The sequence below is a fragment of the Myxococcus sp. RHSTA-1-4 genome (assembly GCF_020037125.1).
Classification (GTDB): domain Bacteria; phylum Myxococcota; class Myxococcia; order Myxococcales; family Myxococcaceae; genus Myxococcus.
In genome coordinates, this window is the sequence record NZ_JAIQDG010000045.1 from 25,283 (window position 1) to 39,685 (window position 14,403).

15 protein-coding genes are annotated in these 14,403 nt (G+C 68.9%); 11 read left to right on the forward strand and 4 right to left on the reverse strand.

Annotated elements, in window-relative coordinates:
- The first annotated feature begins 223 nt into the window (after positions 1–223).
- Together K8638_RS39305 and K8638_RS39310 are read left to right on the forward strand one after the other, a co-directional pair.
- Complete coding sequence (locus K8638_RS39305; RefSeq protein ID WP_223759883.1) at positions 224–2,188, forward strand: FG-GAP-like repeat-containing protein; 1,965 nt, start codon at positions 224–226, stop codon at positions 2,186–2,188.
- Positions 2,189–2,338: 150 nt separating this feature from the next.
- Entirely contained in the window at positions 2,339–3,850 is a 1,512-nt protein-coding gene (locus K8638_RS39310) for a hypothetical protein (RefSeq protein ID WP_223759884.1), read from the forward strand.
- A gap of 299 nt (positions 3,851–4,149) precedes the next feature.
- On the opposite strand, the gene K8638_RS39315 is transcribed toward K8638_RS39310, so the two are convergent.
- The gene (locus tag K8638_RS39315) at positions 4,150–4,404 is read right to left on the reverse strand and encodes a hypothetical protein (RefSeq protein ID WP_223759885.1); all 255 of its coding nucleotides are present in this window, start codon (positions 4,402–4,404) and stop codon (positions 4,150–4,152) included.
- 76 nt (positions 4,405–4,480) lie between these two features.
- Here K8638_RS39315 and K8638_RS39320 point away from each other — a divergent pair, with 76 nt between their 5' ends.
- The gene (locus tag K8638_RS39320; RefSeq protein WP_223759886.1) at positions 4,481–4,792 is read left to right on the forward strand and encodes a hypothetical protein; all 312 of its coding nucleotides are present in this window, start codon (positions 4,481–4,483) and stop codon (positions 4,790–4,792) included.
- Between the two features lie 171 nt (positions 4,793–4,963).
- Complete coding sequence (locus K8638_RS39325) at positions 4,964–5,338, forward strand: hypothetical protein (RefSeq protein WP_223759887.1); 375 nt, start codon at positions 4,964–4,966, stop codon at positions 5,336–5,338.
- Between the two features lie 582 nt (positions 5,339–5,920).
- Here the strand turns inward: K8638_RS39325 and K8638_RS39330 are convergent.
- A complete protein-coding gene (locus tag K8638_RS39330) occupies positions 5,921–6,784 on the reverse strand; it encodes an alpha/beta fold hydrolase (protein ID WP_223759888.1) in 864 nt (287 codons plus the stop codon).
- Between the two features lie 208 nt (positions 6,785–6,992).
- Between K8638_RS39330 and K8638_RS39335 the strand changes: the two genes are divergently transcribed.
- The 5 genes from K8638_RS39335 to K8638_RS39355 all read left to right on the forward strand — a co-directional run bounded on the left by K8638_RS39335 (position 6,993) and on the right by K8638_RS39355 (position 9,710).
- Positions 6,993–7,232: a hypothetical protein gene (locus tag K8638_RS39335; protein WP_223759889.1), complete on the forward strand. Its 240-nt coding sequence runs from the start codon at positions 6,993–6,995 to the stop codon at positions 7,230–7,232.
- A gap of 207 nt (positions 7,233–7,439) precedes the next feature.
- Positions 7,440–8,120 carry a hypothetical protein gene (locus tag K8638_RS39340; protein WP_223759890.1) on the forward strand — a complete coding sequence of 227 codons (681 nt, stop codon included), beginning with the start codon at positions 7,440–7,442 and terminating at the stop codon, positions 8,118–8,120.
- 209 nt (positions 8,121–8,329) lie between these two features.
- On the forward strand, positions 8,330–8,974 hold the full coding sequence (locus K8638_RS39345) for a hypothetical protein (RefSeq protein ID WP_223759891.1): 645 nt from the start codon (positions 8,330–8,332) through the stop codon (positions 8,972–8,974).
- Positions 8,975–9,078: 104 nt separating this feature from the next.
- The gene (locus tag K8638_RS39350; RefSeq protein WP_223759892.1) at positions 9,079–9,261 is read left to right on the forward strand and encodes a hypothetical protein; all 183 of its coding nucleotides are present in this window, start codon (positions 9,079–9,081) and stop codon (positions 9,259–9,261) included.
- 5 nt (positions 9,262–9,266) lie between these two features.
- On the forward strand, positions 9,267–9,710 hold the full coding sequence (locus K8638_RS39355) for a DUF1801 domain-containing protein (RefSeq protein ID WP_223759893.1): 444 nt from the start codon (positions 9,267–9,269) through the stop codon (positions 9,708–9,710).
- Positions 9,711–9,770: 60 nt separating this feature from the next.
- On the opposite strand, the gene rph is transcribed toward K8638_RS39355, so the two are convergent.
- The gene (gene rph, locus K8638_RS39360; RefSeq protein ID WP_223759894.1) at positions 9,771–12,365 is read right to left on the reverse strand and encodes a rifamycin-inactivating phosphotransferase; all 2,595 of its coding nucleotides are present in this window, start codon (positions 12,363–12,365) and stop codon (positions 9,771–9,773) included.
- Positions 12,366–12,477: 112 nt separating this feature from the next.
- Here rph and K8638_RS44730 point away from each other — a divergent pair, with 112 nt between their 5' ends.
- Positions 12,478–12,606, forward strand: coding sequence for a hypothetical protein (locus K8638_RS44730; protein WP_255663120.1), 129 nt, complete (start codon positions 12,478–12,480; stop codon positions 12,604–12,606).
- Between the two features lie 189 nt (positions 12,607–12,795).
- Here K8638_RS44730 and K8638_RS39365 read toward each other — a convergent pair whose 3' ends face one another.
- Positions 12,796–13,206: a RidA family protein gene (locus K8638_RS39365; protein ID WP_223759895.1), complete on the reverse strand. Its 411-nt coding sequence runs from the start codon at positions 13,204–13,206 to the stop codon at positions 12,796–12,798.
- A 151-nt stretch (positions 13,207–13,357) separates the two neighbouring features.
- On the opposite strand from K8638_RS39365, the gene K8638_RS39370 reads away from it, so the two are divergent.
- Positions 13,358–14,263 carry a LysR family transcriptional regulator gene (locus K8638_RS39370; RefSeq protein ID WP_223759896.1) on the forward strand — a complete coding sequence of 302 codons (906 nt, stop codon included), beginning with the start codon at positions 13,358–13,360 and terminating at the stop codon, positions 14,261–14,263.
- Positions 14,264–14,403: the final 140 nt, after the last annotated feature.

Sequence of the window (14,403 nt, forward strand, 5' to 3'; positions counted from 1 at the left end):
TCCACCTCTATTGCGCTGCTCTTGACTCAACCACGGCTCCGCGCCGACCTGGACGCGATGAGGGAGGCGCTCAGGACGGCGGCCCGGCCCTCGCGTGTCAGCGTGAGCGAGTCCAGATAGGAAAGCGCGAGCCGAGTAACCAGGAATCGCCGCTCTCCACGTATCCATGCTGCTGACAAAGCGGCGGGATGCAGGGGCTCCCGCTGACACGGAGAGAAGCGCAATGCGTTTGCATGGATTCGTGCTTGGGGGGCTCTTGCTCGTGGGGTGCGGTGGCTCGGACACCTCCACGGGCGTCAAGGAGCAGGACACCCTCTCGACGGGGCTGACCTTCGAGGAGTTCAAGGCCCGGACGTACCAGGAGCCGGACACCGGCATCTACATCGTCGAGGGAGACCTGCCCGTCATCGGCGAGGAGGCGCTGCGCGAGTACTATTCGCGGAACGTCCAGCCCGGTGCGCTGCTCCTCCACACGCGCAACGGAATAGACGCCGCGTGGAACTCCCAGCAGGCGCTCGACCTCACCTACTGCGTGAGCAAGGGAGCCTTTGGCGGCAACCACGCCAAGATCTCCGAGGCGATGAACCGCGCCGCCGTCGCCTGGGAGAACGTGGCCCACGTCTCGTTCATCCACAGCTCGGACCACGACACCAACTGCACCAGCACGAACACCGGCGTCCTGTTCGACGTGCGGACCGGGCCCGATAATGCCCCCTACAAGGCACGCGCCTTCTTGCCCGGTTACGCACGCTCCAGCCGGGAACTCCTCATCCATCCGGCCTACGTCAACATGCCCATGGCGGATATGGCGGGCATGCTGACCCATGAGCTGGGCCACGTGCTGGGCTTCCGGCACGAGCACATCCGCATCCCCCAGAGCAGCGGCGACTGCAACGAGTCGTCCGACTGGCGGGAGCTGACACCGTACGACTCGGGCTCGGCAATGCACTACACCACCGAATACTGCGCGGGCAGCACCAACCCGGGCCCGTACCGCCTCAGCGGCTGGGACGGGTGGGGCGCGGCTTCCAAGTACAGCCGGGGCCCGCAGACGGTGGCGGGGGACTTCGACGGCAACGGCTTCGAGGACCTGCTCATCTACCGGCCCGGCAGCAACCAGGCCTGGGTGGGCTGGTCGGACGGTTGGGGCGGGTGGCTGCGCTCGACGAGCATCTTCGGCGCGGGCTTCGACTTCTGGTCCATGGCCGACCGCGTGGTGGTGCTGGACTTCAACAACGACCAGCGCGACGACTTCCTCTTCTACCGCCCGGGCGGCGGCCCCGCTTTCGCGGTGCGCAGCAACGCGGACCGGACGTTCACCACCACCATGGCGGCCTACAGCTTCGCGGGCTTCGACTTCGGCGAGCCGCAGGACCGGGCCCTGGCGTTCGACTACAACGCGGACGGGTTCGACGACCTGTTCTTCTACCGTCCGGGCAACCGCGTCGCCTGGGTGGCGCGGAGCAACGGCGACGGCACCTTCTCCAACGCGTTCGCCAGCTTCGCGGGCATCGGGACGTTCGACCTGGCGGACGTGAGGGACCAGGCCCTGGCCTTCGACTACAACAACGACGGGCGCGACGACCTCTTCTTCTACCGGCCGGGCGGCCGCCTGGCCAACGTCGTGCGCAGCGACCCCGGCGACGTCTTCACCAGCGTGGTCTCCACCACCAACTTCGCGGGCTTCGACTTCTCCGACCCGAGGGACCGCGCCCTCGCGTTCGAGCACGACGGCGATAACCTCGACGACATCTTCATGTACCGCCCGGGCGGGAGCCTGGCCCGCATAGCGAAGAGCACCAGCACCGGCTTCTCCGCCGCGTACATGGGCGCCTGGGGCATCGGCGGTTATGACCTGTTTGACTTCCGGGACCAGGCCCTGGCGCTCGACTACGACGCCGACAACAAGGATGACCTGTTCCTGTTCCGGCCGGGTGCGCTCGCCGCCTACGTCCTGAAGAGCAACGGCAGCGGCAGCTTCACCACCGTCCACAGCGGCCACGGCTTCGCGCCGCCCTATCCCTTCGACTTCGCCCAGCACCAGGACAAGGCCGTCATCTTCGACTACAACAACGACGGGCGCGACGACTTCTACCTGTACCGCTATGACACCCAGCGCGTGGTGGCGTCGGTGTCCAACGGCACGTTCGCGTCCTTCCCCCCGAACGCCGCGCTCAACCCGTACTGATTCAGGGCGCTGAAGAGTCCTGCAGGTCCTGGGGGTTACCCAGGTACGGCGGGGCTGACACTGAGCGAGCAGGGACGAGCGGAGTCATAGCCAGTTGGTCCGCCTGCCTTCGTACAGAGAGTGACTCTCATCTCGAAGAGGAGCCCTCCGATGTTGCCACGTTGGTTTTCTTCCCCGTCCCTGCTCCTGGTCTCCACGCTCTCCGCCGTGGCCTGTGGCACCGCGCCCGAGCCCTCGGAAACGCCCGCCCCCGCGCAGCCCGAGGCGCCCGTGCAGCAGCTCCACCCGGAGCGCCGGGGTATCGGCCTGCTGCCGCTGCCGTCCGGCCCTCGTCAGCAGACCGTCACGGTGGACCCGCGCCGCTCGCTCGCGGTGACGGACCAGGTCATCCTCCAGAACTTCAGCTTCCAGTCCGTCATGAACCAGCTCGTGGCGCAGGCGGGTGTCTCCGGCCTGACCTCGCTGCAGCTCTACCGGCAGTGGTGGGACACGGCCAACCCGGGGCCGGGGCTCGGGCTGGGCGCGCACTGTGACGACGAGCTGCTGCCCGACGGCACCACCGGCCTGAACGGCTTCTCCTATTCCTGCCCGCGCGAGGAAGGGACCCAGATTTCGGAGGACCCGTTCTCCACCAAGCCGTCGAACGCGGGCGCGTACATCCCCATTGGCGTGTTCAACCGGTTCGACCTGGCCTCCCAGGACGGCAGCGACTGCGGCGAGTACCGCATCCTCTTCGCCCGCCGCGAGGGCCAGACCGAGGAGTTCCGCCGCGGCACCCTCATCTTCGAGGCGGTGCTGCCCAACCCTCAGCCCGAGCTGGGCCTCGCCGGGTGCCGCCCGGTGGCGCAGTTCTGGGCGGACCTGTCCCTGGAGTCCAGCGCCACCGTGCGTGGCCAGAAGCTGCGCGACTTCTACTTCACCGGCCTGCCCGGCTTCATGCCCGTGGTGCACCTGGACAACTACGGCAACCGCACCAGCGGCGTGCTCACCGGCCAGGTGCGCACCAACCAGTTCATTCAGCCGCCGAAGGCCGCACGCCCGCTGTTCCCCTGGACGATGCGCGAGTTCAAGCTGCGCAAGGACTGCTCCACCGGCACGTGCGCGCTGCGCTTCGTCCCGGTGACTGCGAAGACCAACCCCGGTGGCGTGCTGTTCAGCCCCACCTCCACCCATCCGCAGGCGGCGGACTTCCAGAGCGTGAGCTTCCCCGCCCAGGTGGCGGCGCTGGCCAACGCCGACATCAACCGCTTCTCCATGCAGGTCGAGGACCGCTTCAACAGCGGCCAGAGCGTGTCTCAGGGCTCGGAGGACAACTACTCCGCCCGCTTCACCACCGCCCCCTCCACGCTGCGCTCCAACCTCCAGGCCCAGTTGACGGCCCTGGGGAGCACGCTGACGCCGGACCACATCGTCCGTCGCGCCCTGACGCAGTCCTGCGCGGGCTGCCATGAGCACAGCAAGCCCAACCCGGACGGCACGCCGGGCAATGACGACCTGGGCAATGGGATGGTGTGGCCCCGCTCGCTGACCTTCGTGCACGTCTCGGAGCAGAGCCCCGAGAGCGGCCCGGATGGCCAGCGCTTCCGCATCTCCCCGGCGCTCACGGACGTGTTCCTCCCCCACCGCAAGCAGGTGCTGGAGAGCTTCCTCTCCATGCCCTGACGGCGAGGCCCGGCGCGCCCACTGTACGGGAAGGCCCAGGCCCGCCCCGGGTGGACCGTGGTCTTCTAATCGCAGTGCAATTGCAGCTCCTGTGAGGCGCGGGTACGGTCCCGCCCCCAAATCGGAGCCGCGATGTCACGCCACCTGTGTTCCATCTTCGTGCTGCTGTCCTGCTGTGCCCTCGCCGCCTGTTCCTCGGAGGGCCCAGCCGGGCCTCGAGGTCCACAAGGTCCTCAAGGCGTTCAAGGCGAACCGGGCCCCGCGGGAGGACCGCAAGGCCCCGAAGGGCCGCAAGGGCCTCAAGGCCCCGCCGGACCGCAGGGCCCCAAGGGAGACCCGGGCTCGCTCGGCGCGCCCATCTGCACGCCAGGGGAGCTCTTCTGCGAGGGCAACTCGCTCTGGGCCTGCACGAAGTCCGGCGCCGATGCGATTCGCAGCGCGAAGTGCGCGGGCGGCTCGGCGACGAATCCCACCGGCTGCTTCAGCGACCACTGCTCGCCCGGAGAGGCCGCCTGCTGCCGGCCCACGAAGGCGGTGTGCCAGTGGAGCTTCACGAACCCGTCCAGCTCGGGCGCGTACTACGCCGGCTATTCGCCGGAGGCGTTCCTCTGCAATGCCCCAGCCGATTGCTTGAGCGGCGTCGACTTCTCGGTGACGCTGTTCCGCAGCGGGAGTGCCCTGTACTGCGGCTCCGGTCTCACCTACCTCACCCTGCAGATGAAGCGGCCCCTGACCAGTCCAGGCCAGGTCTTCACCCTGCCGGACTCACGCGTGTCGCTGAGCCTCGACCCGTTCCAGAGCGCCCGCTCGTGCAGAGCATGGACGGGCACCGTCACCTGGAACTCGGAGGTGCCGTCCTGGAGCGTCACGTTCAACGCCACGTGCAGCGAGGCGGGCAAGAGCGACATCCGCCTGACCGGCACCTGGAGCGGCGACGTCTGAGCGTCCTCCGGAACAGCCGCGCCGCCTGATGTGTTACGAAGGACCTCGGCACCCGGCAGGCGAGGACCGCGCGGGGATTCTCGTTCGGGGAGTCCCCTTGCGCGGGTGCTGCATGGACGAGCCCGTGCGAGGGCTCGAGCGGATGAGAGCACCTGCCACCGAGGTCGCCGTATGAGTGAAGAGACAGAGAAGGTCCGTTACGGACGCGCACAGAAGTTCCGCCTCTCGCCGAAGGGCGCGGAGGCCACGGCGTCGTATGCGGCGATGATTGAAGCGGCGAAGAGCGGCACCGGCCGCAGCCAGTTCGACGCGGCCCGTGCGACGTGGGGCGCCTCGCTCGGGCTGGCCGCCGACGACGGGCTCTTCCTCGGAGAGTTCGCCTCGGGTGAGCGCACCGTCGCGGAGACGGCGCGCAACCTCGAGGGCTGCGGCACCCCGGCGAAGGAAGTGAAGGCGGCCATCGAGCGGCTGTTGAAGCTCGGCATGCTCGAGCCCCTGCCCGCGGCCGCGCCTCCGCCCGCGCCGGCTCCGCGCCGCTACTGGTGAGCGCCGCGACACCGCGGACGCGGTGAGCCGCTGCGCCTGCGTCACGCCGGGCAGCGTGGGCGCGGGGTTGAGGGCCTGGACGAGCAGCGCACGCAGCGCCTCGGACAGGTCGTCATTCACGCCCACCGCGCCCGCGGGGGCCCCTTGCAGTGGCGCGGGCACCTCCGCGCCCACCACCACGGGCATGCGCACCACCCAGGACAGGTAGTGCGCCAGCCGCACCGCGGGCTCTGACAGGTCGAGCAGCAGCGCGCCCACCGCGCCCGCCGTGAAGGGCCGCCACAGGGGCCGTGCCGCCTCGGCGGGCGGCAGCACGCAGAAGTCCAGGCGCGGCACCTCGCTCAGCACCAGCCGGCCCAGCGTGCCGAAGCCGCTCTTCACGGCGGTGGGCTCGCCTCTTGTGGCTTCGGCCTGGCCCACGCTTGGGAGCGCCTCGGCGGCCGGCTGGGGGGGGACGTCCCTGAGCCCCTGGTGGGCGTGTGGGACCGGCCATGCTCCTGTTCCGGGGAGCCATCTGCAACTCAAGCTGTGGCGTTTCCAGGAATGTCCTATGGCCGCGCGGCCTGTGTGACAGCTACATGCTCAACGACGGTCCGCGGTTTCGATGTGGCTCAGGAGCGCCGCCGCGAGCGGGGGCACGACGGCACGTGGAATCGCGTGCCCCATCCCGTTGAGGGTCACCAGCGCCGAGCGCGGCAGGGTCTCCGCCAGGAACCGCGAGTTGGACTCGGGATTGGTGGGGTCCTCCGGGGTGGCGATGACGAGCGTGGGCACGGTGACGTGAGCGAGCTCCGCCCCACGCGCCAGTCCGGAGGGGTCGGCGCGCGCATGGGCAGTCGAGGTGTCGTGGCGGCCGGCGTGGGCGATGATGCGCCGCTCGAGCGCACGGAACTCCTCGGCATCGAAGGGAATCGCCTTGCCGTTGAGCCTGCGCCAGTTCTCGACCCGCCATTCAATCTGCGCCTCGCGCTCACGCGGCTCGAACATGTGGCGCCAGAACTCGTACAGGCCGGGGTCGATGGGGGCTCGCGCCGTCGCGTTGGCGCGGGCGGGGGCGCCTTCGAGGGCGGGCGCCCCGATGACCGTCGCGCTGAGCAGCCGCTGGGGATGCGCGACCAGGAGCCACTGCACCAGATAGCCTCCCAACGACAGGCCCACGACGTGCGCGCGCTCGATGCCGAGCGCATCGAGGATGGCCAGTGCGTCCTCGGCCATCCGGGTAGCGGAGTAGGGGACCGTGTCGAAAGCCCAGGTGGACGCTCCGGTGTCCCGGTGGTCGTAGCGGATGACCCGGTGCTTGCGGGCCAGGACCTCCACGAGCTCGTCGGGCCAGACGAGGCCCGAGACGGTGGAGCCCATGATGAGCAGAATGGCGGGCGCATCCTCCGGCCCCCGTGACTCGACCCAGAGCGAGACTCCCTCGGCGACCTCGACGAAGCGTTCCATACTCCCAGCATCGCAGGACGGCACGAGGAGGGACTCCTCTTTTTCACACCCGGAGTGCTCCAGGGCCGCGCGCCAAACGTTCGTTCCCTGCGCACAGGCGCTCACCGCTCGCGGGCCCGCGGATGTCCCTGAACCCGGGTAGGCCGTGGTGAACGCCTACCACCGCCATTCGCTATCAACCCGCCGTCACGCCCCCGGAGGTCCCCGAATGCCCCCATTCCCTGTCGGTCGCGCCGCTGTCGCCTCCCTGCTCCTGCTCACCTGCAAGGCGAAGGAGCAGGTCACCACGCGCGACTGGGCGGCGACCTTCCCGCTCGGCGACTCCTGCGGGAAGGGTGTCCAGGCTCCGCCGAGCGGAGGGTTCGACACGTTCGAGCCGGTGGCGTGCTCCTCCATCGGCGTCACCGTGGACGACATCGACAACATCGAGTTCGTCAACTGGACGTGACGGGCGGCCCCGTCCCGTCGCGAGGTGCTGGACGCGCTGCCGCGGCGTGAGGGATTACACGAGGCGCAGCTGACGGCCTGGCGGGGCGCGGCCACCGGAGCGCTGGCGGAGGAGCATACTCTTCTTGCGGCGCGTCCGGGCTGTGGACCTCATGGAGGTGTACAAGGTCCTCGAGCAGTTCGAGGCGCTGCGGAGGTGAGTCCGTCCATGAGTCTGGAGGTGAGCGAGGAGGCGTTCGAGGAGAACCTCCGCCGGTATTTCGAGGCCGAGGGGCTGCCGAGAGGAGAGGTGCGGCGCCTGTATGACGAGTGGCGGCGATTCGCCGCCGACGAGCGTCGCGTCGTGGCGCAGAACTCTCTCTTTCGCGTCGACGCGAGCCAGATCTCCTGGAGGTACAAGCGAAATCCCATGCCGCCCGGCTTCGGCCTGGCCTGGTGGGAGGAGCGCTGGGACGCATGCCCCGGGAGGCTGGTCGATGGCGTCCCCGTTACCCCGCTCGATCGCGTCAACATGTATCTATCGACTGATTCGGGGCTCCAGCCCTGTCCGGCGCCCAAGGCCTATCGGCCCGACTGGCTGCCCGGGAGCTGGCGCTGCGAGGCGCTCTACCTCGATGGGCGGACTCCAACGCGGCCCGAACCCGAGCAGGTATGGACCCTCCATCCCCACGGCCGGGTGGAGGTGTCGGGCTCCGACCCCTATTTCATCGCGGGCTCCACCTGGCGTGTCCACCTCTCCTTCCCCGGGGATGCGCTGTGGTTCGAGTGGCCGGCGGCCCTCGCCCGCGCACGCGAGCAGGCGGTCGTCTTCGAGCACCGGGCCGACGAGCTCGACATCATCCTGCCCGACCAGGCCCTGTACCAATCCAGCCGGTGGCGCCGCGTCTGACGCCGCGCCGCTGTCTCCTGGCCGCTCCACGCGGCGCCTCGTCGAGCAGCGGGGCGCTGGCTGGCACGACGACGGGCGCGGGGACCATTCCTCCCCAGTGGCTCGAGGGCCTCGCCGAGTGGCCCCGTTCAGTGGGGTGGCTGCGGCGACTCGGGGAGCGGCTCGCGGGCCGGTTCTCGGGGCCGGGAGCGCTCGCGGCACCCGCTGCGTTGCCTCTCTTCTGGCCGGCGTTGCTGCCGCGCAACCTGCTCGTGCTCGCCATCCGCCACGACACCAGCACGAAGGCCAACGACGGCAAGGGGGCCTACGACGACAAGGCCGTGCTGCTCTGGGTCGACAAGCATGGGCAGAAGCACTGCACGACGTACGACACCTGCACCGGGCCGGGCTCGAAGATGCTGGACGAGGGCTACGGCGAGGCCATCGGCGGAGACGACAAGAAGGACCTCGGACGCCTGCCGGCGGGCTCGTACACGTACCACATGCGCCATTCCACCGGCCGCATGATTGGCGGCTTCTTCAAGCGGGGGCCGTTCGACAACGAGGGCACGCACGAGATTCTCGGCGCGCCCGACAAGGCGAAGTGGCAGGCCGAGTACGACATCGACCACGACGGGGACTTCGACGAGAAGGTGCGCGGCAAGGATGGCCAGGAGATCCTCTGGCACATGGGAAGGGAGGACGACCCGCGCAGCGCCGGCTGCCAGACGATGGCGCCCGACGACTGGCGGCGCTTCCTCCACGACCTCGACTTGGACGAGTACCAGAGCATCAACTACACGCTGGTGCAGGAGGACTCGGCGAAGGGCAACGTCGTCTACTCGCCGCCGAAGGATGAGCCGGTGCTGGTCTGACCGTCCCCCCAGGCGGATATGCAACCAGGTGGCGCAGCGGCGGACGCGCCGGCGGATGGGAAGTCTCCGCCCTCCCGGCAAGGCACTCGCTTGTCTCGGTTGACATGAACCGAGATACCGGCCCAGAAATCGGCTTCACCAACATCCACCTCGCCGCCAACGACGCCTCCGAACTCTTCGTCCTCGCCTTCGGCGACAAGGGAAAGCACGTACGCACCTCCATCGGCAGGGCCGAGCTGCCTCTCAACGTGCCCTTCGAGGTCGAAGTCCCCGTGGTCCTGGAGTGAACACAATGACCGGCAAGACGTCCAAGAAGTCAGCGAAGAGCGCCGCGAAGCCGACCCTCCTCGCGGGCGGCAACCCTCAAATCGCGAAGGCCGACGGGGATGCCCCCGTGCAGGCCTACATCGCGGCCATGCCGGGCTGGAAGAGCGACGTCGGGCGCCGTCTCGACGCGCTCATCGTGCGCACCGTCCCCGGCGTGAGCAAGGCGGTCAAATGGAACTCGCCCTTCTACGGAGTCGAGGGCCAGGGCTGGTTCCTCGCCTTCCATTGCTTTGCGAAGTACGTCAAGGTGACTTTCTTCCACGGCACGTCGCTGCGTCCTGTCCCCCCCGGCGAGTCCAAGCAAAAGGACACGCGCTACCTCGACATCCACGAGGACGACACGCTCGACGAGGAGCTCGTGGCGAGTTGGATTCGGCAGGCATCGGAGCTGCCCGGCTGGGCCCCGTAGCGCCGGCAGGGCTCGCAAGGGCCGAGGGCGACGGCGCCGTGCAAGCCTGGATTGACCTCCTTAGGGCAGGAGCTCGACGTACCCGTCCGTTCCATGCACGCGGATCCGCTGCCCATCCCGGATCAGCCGGGTGGCGTGCTCCACCCCCACGACTGCCGGCAAGCCGTACTCCCGTGCGATGACCGCGCCATGGGTCATCAGGCCCCCCACCTCCGTCACGAGGCCCTTGATCGCGACGAACAGGGGCGTCCAGCTGGGGTCCGTGTAGGCGGTGACCAGGATGTCGCCCGCTTCGAGTTCGGCCTCCGCCATGTCCAGGATGACGCGGGCCCGTCCCTCGACGGTCCCGGCGGAAACCGGTAGGCCGACCAGCGCGCCGGCCGGCGAATCGTCGCGTCGGTACGCCCCAGCGATGACCTCGCCATCCGACGTGAGCACCCGGGGCGGCGTGAGCGCTTGATACGACCTGAACGCGTCCTTGCGCTGGCGGATGAGCGGGTCATCCACCTGGTTCGTGCGCACGACGTCGTGGAGCTCCTGGAACGTGAGATAGAAGATGTCTTCCTTCTCACGAAGCACGTGGGCCTGCACGAGGCGCTCGGCTTCTTCCAACAAGGCCTGCTTGTAAACGAAGTAGCGGCTGACCATGCCGTACTTCGGATACTCCCGGTACCCGATGAAGGTCCGGACCCGGTCGATCCTCCGCCTGGCCTCTTCGGCCTTCCGCTCCCCGTCCGGCAAGGCCCGCAAGCGCTCCAGCAGCGCCTGTTCCTTCTTCCGGGCCTCCTGCCGCCCTTGCTCGAAGCGCCGCTCGCCGGCGCCCGGCTCGAAGTTCTTGATGTTGCCGAGGAGCATGGGCACGAGCGTGGTGGGGCGTTCGCTCCAGCGCGGCTTCGTGATGTCGATCTCGCCGACGCAGCGCATGCCGTACTTGTCGAGCCAGGCCCGGATGGCGTCTCGCGCTTCCCGCCCGCCCGCGAGCCTGGCCAGCTCGTCCAGGAAGCCCTCGTCCTCGACGTGCTGCAGAAAAGCCACCACGTCCGGATGCGGGCGGATCACGTCCGCGACGTCCAGGAGCGCCAGCCCCATCTCCGACGTGACGTTGTGGGGGACGGACTGCGTGAGCGTGTCGGCCGCGTTCTTCTCGCCCAGCCACGCCCGCAGCTGCTCGTTGAGCCACCAGGTGGCCTCCACCGCCGCCATGATCACCTGAAGGCTCCGCGGATCGAACAAGCTCCGCTTCAGCTCCTGGATGTCCGCCAGGATGAAGTCGAGCAGCGCCGACCCGGACTTCGTCCGGATGTCGCGCTTCAAGGCGGCGATGGAGGCCTGGCTGCGCCCGATCAGCTCGGCGACGATGGCCGGATCGGTCTCGATCGGAGCTGGCGGGCCGCCAGCCGGCGCCCCGCCGGGCCCCTCGTCCGGGAGCGACCGGATGAAGTCGCCGCGTTCGAGGAGGGTCTGCAGCGCGTCCCTGATCAGCGGATCGGATTTCCCCAGGACCTCCAGGAGGCCTGCGCGGCTCGCTGGCGAAGCCAGGCCCCGGGTGACGTCGACGAACATCCTCCCGCCGGCCTCGTACATGGGCCGGCCGGCCGTCAGCTGGAACAGGGAGAGCCCCAGGGGCTTCATGGGGTCGGTCATCATCTGCTGATGACCGACGGAGACGTAGACGTGGTTCTCTCGGTCGCCGGCCGCGGGGATGGGGAACAGCGTGGTGATCGGCCGGCTCTGGACGATCTGGAAGCCATCGTCGACCAGGCACCATTCGATGTCCTGGGGGCGGCCGAAGTGCGCTTCGATCCGCCGGCCCAACTGTGCGAGCCGCACGACCTGCGCATCCGTCAGCGCTGGCTGCTCCTGCCGCTCCGGCTCGATCGCCTGTTCCTGCGTCCCGCCTGCCGGCGAGGCGTGGATGGCAAGCTGCTTGGTGGCGACTGCCTTGGCGACGACCTCGCCGTCCCGTACCTTGTAGACGTCCGCGTTCACCCGGCCGGAGACCAGGGCCTCGCCGAGGCCGAAGCTGGCCTCCACGGAGGCGACCTTCCGGTTGGAGGTGACGGGGTCGGCCGTGAACAGGATGCCGGCCGCCTGCGGGAAGACCATCTGCTGCACGACCACTGCCATGTGGACCTTCCGGTGGCCGAAGCCGTTCCGCAGGCGGTAGGCCACGGCCCGCTCGGTGAAGAGCGAGGCCCAGCACCGGCTGACGTGCTGGAGGATCGCCGCCGGCCCCACGACGTTCAGGTACGTGTCCTGCTGGCCCGCGAAGGAGGCCGTCGGTAAGTCCTCCGCCGTCGCGCTGGAGCGGACGGCGTAGGCGGCTTGCTCGCCGAGCCGGGCGAGCGCGCGGGTGATCGCCGCCGCCAGATCGTCGGGGATGGCAATCCCTTCGAGGGTCCGGCGGATCTCCGCGCTGAGCACGCGGATCGCCTCCCGGTCGTCCGGCTTCAGGCGCGACAGCCGATCGAGCCGATCGTCCATCGACGGTGCTTCCGCCATGAGCCGCTGGAAGGCGTCCGTCGTCACGCAAAAGCCAGCCGGCACGCGGATGCCTTCGATTCGCGAAAGCTCCCCCAGGTGCGCGCCCTTGCCGCCAACGACCGCGACCTGCGTCTGGTCAATCTCCTGGAAACCCAACACGTAGCAGCCCATCCGCTCACCCCCTCTCGCGAAAGGGCGCCACTGTATTCCTGACTGTGGAAGAAGTGCACCGACTCTTGCGGAGTACGTACGCTGCATGCCCGGCCTCGTGAAGTCGAGAATCGTGAGCGGTCGTTTCGCCGCGTTCGACGCCATGTGGCAGGAGCGGAGGCTGCTTCGAGGGCTCGACGTCGATGCCGCCCGAGTCCTCATCCAGGGCCAACTCCACGCGCGTGTCGGGCGCGCCGCGTGAGCAGGATGGGCGCCACACCCAGTACAACCCGGGACGAGAAGGGCTTGCGGTCTGGCTCTGTGGGGCGCCGGGAGCGTGCAGCGGCGGGGAGGTCTCGTGGGCCTGCCGTGGGAGACAGGAGCGTCCGGAACACCGAGCGCCCCACTGTCAATCGGCCGTGGGGCGCTCGTGCGCGGGTTGCCGCGTGGGTCAGGCCACTACCGCGGTGGCTTCGATCTCGACGAGGACGCCCGGCTCGAAGAGCACGGAGACCCCGATCAGCGATGCCGGCGCCGGCACGATCTTCAGCTCCTCGGCGACCTGTTCGATGCCGGCAAGGAAGTCGGATATCATCTCGCGCTTCCAGTCGACCACGTAGAACGTCAGCCGGACGACGTCGCTGAACGTCGCCCCGGCGGCCGCAAGGGCGATGGCGACGTTGCGGTAGGCCTGCGCCACCTGTCCAGCCAGATCACCCCGCGCGACGAGCTGGCCATTCGCGTCGTACGCGACCTGCCCTGCGATGTGCACCTGCCGGGTGCCGGTGGCGATCGCCACCTGTCGGTATCGGTACGCGTCGGTCTTCGGGATTCCGTCGGGGTTGAGCAGGGTTACGGGCATGGGTGCTCTCCAGTTGTCAGTGTCGGGTGCATCGTTCCGGGGACGTCGCCGCCCCCGGATTGAGGGGTGAATGCCGGGCTCGTATACCGAGCCCATTGACGAACGGAGTTCCCCTCTCCGGCGACGCGGGAGCTACAATCGAAAGCCATCGATGAAGCGCGCCCATCTGGATGAGATCTTCGCCTTCATGTCCGTCGTGGACGCGGGCAGCTTCGTGGGCGGCGGCCGGGCCATCGGCCTGACGCGCTCATCGGCTGGCAAGGCACTGGCCCGGCTGGAATCCCGCCTCGGCGTGCGCCTGCTCAATCGCACGACGCGCCACCTGAGTCTCACCGACGAGGGCCGTGTCTTCCATGAGCATTGCCTGCAAGTCGTGGCGGCCCTGGACGAAGCGGAAGCCAGCGTCGGGCAGCGCACGGGCACCCCCCGGGGGGTCTTGCGGCTCACCCTGCCCGACGCATTCGGCAGGCTGCATGTCCTTCCCTTGCTGCGGGACTATCTGCGCACCTGGCCCGAGGTGCAGGCGGAGGTGAGCTTCACCGACCGCGTCGCGGACATCATCGAGGAGGGTTACGACCTGGCCGTGCGCATCAATGCGTCCAGCACCGATACGCGCCTGGTTTCCCGGCTCGTGGCTCAACACCGGGCGGTCGTCTGCGCCGCGCCCTCCTACCTCGAGGCCCGCGGCAGACCCGAGACGCTGGAGGAACTCGCGACGCATGATTGTCTGATATTCAGCAGCCGGACGAGACGACAGAGCTGGCGTCTGCGCCAGAAGGGCGGCTCCTGGGTGAAGGTGGAGGGGCGAAGCCGCCTTCGTCTCGACAGTGGCGAGGCGCTCCGGGACGCGGCCGTCGCGGGACTGGGCATCGCCGCTCTTCCCGGCTTTCTGGTCGACGAAGACCTGGCGAGTGGGCGGCTCGAGGCGCTGCTGCCGTCTTGCGAGACGGAGGACGTCCGGATCATGGCAATCTACCCGAGCAAACGTCACCTGCCGGCGAAGGTGCGGCGCTTCATCGACCTGATGGTCGAGGCCTGGGGCGCGAAGCCGCGCTAATGCCACTTGTCGCCGACACGTCACGCCCCCTGCTGAATCCACTGAGAAGAGAGAGAGCCCCGTGGCGCCAGCAAGGTGCCACGGGGTTTCGGCCGGGTGCCTCCACGCCCTTCACCAGCCGCTTGTAGGAAGCCCACCCG